Raw genomic sequence first — 3,283 nt, 5'->3', positions numbered from 1 at the left:
GTCCTCGCCCGGCGCAGCGTCAGCGATCCGACAGAGATCGCCTACTACGTCTGCTATGGCCCGGCCGGCACGCGGCTGACGGACCTGGCCAAGGTCGCCGGGGCGAGGTGGCAGGTGGAGGAGTGCTTCCAGGTCGCGAAGAACGAGTGCGGCCTGGACCACTACCAGGTCCGCCGCTACCAGGCCTGGTACCGGCACATCACCCTGTCCATGGCCGCACTCGCCGCCCTGACCGCCATCCGCGCACACGAGCTGTCAAAGGAGGCTCCCGATCCGGCCACGACGGCCTGATACCCCTGTCCGTCGCGGAGATCCGCCGACTCATCGGCCTGCTCCTCCGTCCGCGTCACCTCACCGCCGCCCATCATCTGCGTTGGTCGTACTGGCGGCGGCGAAGCCAGACCCGGGCCCGTCACAGCCACTACAAACGCCGAGGCCACACTCCATAACTGCGGTTGCAGTACTAAGTGGTCGGCTCCGCAAGTCCTTCGGGGGTTGATCACGCGCCGAGACGGAACGAGGATGCTTCCTGGTGATCGGCGGTGTGTCGGTCGAGTCTGGCCAGCAGATCGTCCAGGTCGGAGGTGGTGAACTTCCACTGGAATGGCTGTGCTGTGGCGTTGTAGCGGTCTTCGAAGGCTCGGAGCCGGTCCCCGACCTGGGTCAGGTCGGTGAAGTCGTTGGGCGAGACGACCTTGCGCTGGACGACGGAGAAGTAGATCTCCACTTGGTTCAACCATGAAGCGTGGATGGGAGTGTGGACCATGACGGCGTTGGGGAAGGCGGCGGTCAGCCGGTCGGCGGCCTTCCGCCCTCGATGGGAGGAGCCGTTGTCGACGATCCAGAACACGCGTTTCGCGCTGGCGTAGGGCTCCTTGGTCATGACCTGGGTGACCAGGTTCATGAACGGGTCGATGCCGGTGCGAGGTTCGGTGCGGCCGGACACCTTGGCGGCGTGGACGTCGTAGGCGGCCAGGTAGGCCAGGGCGCCGCCGCGTCCGTAGGTGTGGTTGACGCGCATCGCTCTCGCCTGTCCGGGGGCGAGGGTGGGATGGCAGCGGCAGCGGGCCTGGATGGAGGTCTTCTCGTCCGCACTGATGACGTACTCGTCGGGGCCGAGCGGCTGGCCTTGCCAGGTGCGGGCGTACAGGTCCAGCACGCGTTCGGCCTTGGCGCGGAAGTCGGGGGCGGTGATGAAGATCCAGGACTGGTGCTGCCAGGGCTTGATCGCGTCGTCGTTGAGCCAGCGGCGCACGGTGGAGGCGGAGATCGAGCCGGCGATCGCCCGGGCGACGGCCTCGCCGGCCAGTTCGGGGCATGACCAGCGTGCGAGTGGCACGCCGGTCTCGGCGGGCAGCTGACAGGCCAGGGCCTTGACCTGGGCCGCCTGCAGCGTGGTGAACGACGGCGGCCGCCCTGACCGCTCGCGGTCGGTCAGACCACCGAGGCCGTGCTCGGCGAACCGGCCGCGCCAGCAGCGGACCGTGTCCAGGTGCAGGCCGGTCTCGCGGGCGATGCGCGCGTTGGAGCGTCCGCGTGCGGCATGCAGCACCACCTGCGCGCGCATCCGTAACCGGTGCTCGGTCTTGTGGCCGTAGGCCATCTTCTTCAGTCGCTCGCGCTCGGCGGTGCGCAAGGCTATGGGGCGGGCGGCGGCAACGGGCAAGGCAGGCAGGCCGATCGGGAGAAGTGGATCACGACAGGCCGAAGCCTGCCGTATCCGAGGACCGGCCTGTCGGGCAGGATGGGCGCCATGCCCACGCCTTCGGAACACACCCGGCTCTCACTGGAGGCGCGCCTCGGTGAGCACGCCCGCACCGCCTGGCCGCAGCTGGAGCAGCTGCACGTCCGCCACCGCGGAGCCTTCGCCTACGTGGAGGCCGAACTGGCCGACGGCGAACGGGCCAAGCTGATGCGCCTGTGCTACACCGGCGCCGTCGGCAGGTGGGGCTTCGCCCTCTACTACGCCAGCAGCGATCGCTACGAGGACTCCCTGCTGGCCACCGGCAGCCCCACGGGCACCGCCGCAGACGCACTCGACCACGCCTGCCGGCTCCACCTTGCCGCCCCCGACATCTGACCAGACGCCAGCCACAGCACCACCTCCGCCGTCAACCCCCGAAGGACTTGCGGAGCCGACCACTAAGCGTCGGGGCGGACACCTTGGTCGCTGCCGTATCAGTTGACGGATCGCCAGGAACATAGGCGTGGAAGGCCTTGCTGGTCGAGGTAGCCCTGCAAGGCTGTCGGTGGTCGTGGAGGGCCCGCTTTCGCCGAGAGGCCGCTGGCTGAGGCGTTCGACGTGCGTCGAACGCTTCGACGAAAGCCGACCTCCGACAGACACGGCGCCGTCCTGCTGTCAGAGAGGGGTGGATGGGGGCGGGATGCGGGCCAGGAGTTCGTGGGCGGCCCGGGTCAGATGTGCGGGAACGTCGTCCGGGTACGCGGCGCCGACGGGGTCCATGAGCGCCACCATCGCATCGACCATGGGTCCCAACTCCTCGCACTTCCCGTAGGCCTCGGCCACGTCCTCGACGATGAGTCCGGCACCCTCGACGGGGTCGAGCCATCCGCCGACGATCTCGGCGGCCCACCAGCGGGCGAGCGCCAGCCGGCCCTCCCAGTAGCCTTCGGGCGGGTGGAAGCCGAAGCCGAGCTCGTCCATCACCTGGCCGAACAGTTCCAAGGCCTGCTCCTCCTCACCGCGAAAAAGCGCGGCGAGGAGGACCAGCGATGGTGTGTCGACGCCGGCGATCAGGGAACGCAATGCGGCCTGGACCAGAAGCTCCGGGTCAACGCGCCGGCCGTCGACCCACCCGTGGGCGATCTCCCGAAGCTCCTGCACCGCCTCGGCCGCCGTTGCGTGGGCTTCGCTCGTCGTCATGGCGGCATGATGCCACGGCCCGCGACCCGCCGGTCCTCGCAAACACGCCCGCGCCGGGCCGCCGCGATCACCCGCCGCCGGACCGGTCGAGGCAGCGCCCGCCACCGCTCCCTCGCGTCACCGCGCGGGGCTTCGCGCTGTTCCGCCGCTCCCCCTCGGGTGTCGTCACGGCCGGAGCCCCGGGGCCCGCTCCCGTTGGTACCACTTCCGGCCCCCGGGTTCCACTGCCCGGTCGCGTGGCGTCAACGCGCGGTGAGGGAAGCCACGTTGCCGGTGCTTTCCACCACGGTCGGCGTGCCGCTCTCCGCGTCGACCGCGTAGACCTTGGCGCCGGTGTCGGTGGTGACGGTGATCCGGTCGGGGGCTGTCCAGCGGGCGGACTTGAATGCGCCGTCGCCC

The 3,283-nt window shown here is 69.9% G+C and carries 3 protein-coding genes and 1 pseudogene; 2 read left to right on the top strand and 2 right to left on the bottom strand.

Features of this window, described 5'->3' with window-relative positions; all coding sequences use genetic code 11:
• A pseudogene (locus ACFU7Y_RS42130) lies at window positions 1-291 on the top strand (IS701 family transposase); the annotation flags it as partial.
• Window positions 292-499: 208 nt separating this feature from the next.
• On the opposite strand, the gene ACFU7Y_RS42125 reads toward ACFU7Y_RS42130, so the two are convergent.
• On the bottom strand, window positions 500-1,666 hold the full coding sequence (locus ACFU7Y_RS42125; protein ID WP_380771724.1) for an IS630 family transposase: 1,167 nt from the start codon (window positions 1,664-1,666) through the stop codon (window positions 500-502).
• 87 nt (window positions 1,667-1,753) lie between these two features.
• Here ACFU7Y_RS42125 and ACFU7Y_RS42120 point away from each other — a divergent pair, with 87 nt between their 5' ends.
• On the top strand, window positions 1,754-2,080 hold the full coding sequence (locus ACFU7Y_RS42120) for a hypothetical protein (protein WP_380771722.1): 327 nt from the start codon (window positions 1,754-1,756) through the stop codon (window positions 2,078-2,080).
• A 279-nt stretch (window positions 2,081-2,359) separates the two neighbouring features.
• On the opposite strand, the gene ACFU7Y_RS42115 is transcribed toward ACFU7Y_RS42120, so the two are convergent.
• Window positions 2,360-2,884 (bottom strand): hypothetical protein, encoded by a 525-nt coding sequence (locus tag ACFU7Y_RS42115; RefSeq protein ID WP_380771720.1) that lies wholly within the window; start codon window positions 2,882-2,884, stop codon window positions 2,360-2,362.
• Window positions 2,885-3,283: the final 399 nt, after the last annotated feature.

The organism is Kitasatospora sp. NPDC057542, from assembly GCF_042801945.1.
In the GTDB taxonomy this organism is placed as follows: Bacteria; Actinomycetota; Actinomycetes; order Streptomycetales; family Streptomycetaceae; genus Kitasatospora.
Note: the sequence above shows the minus strand (reverse complement) of the source record. Positions and strands in the feature narration are given on the sequence as shown.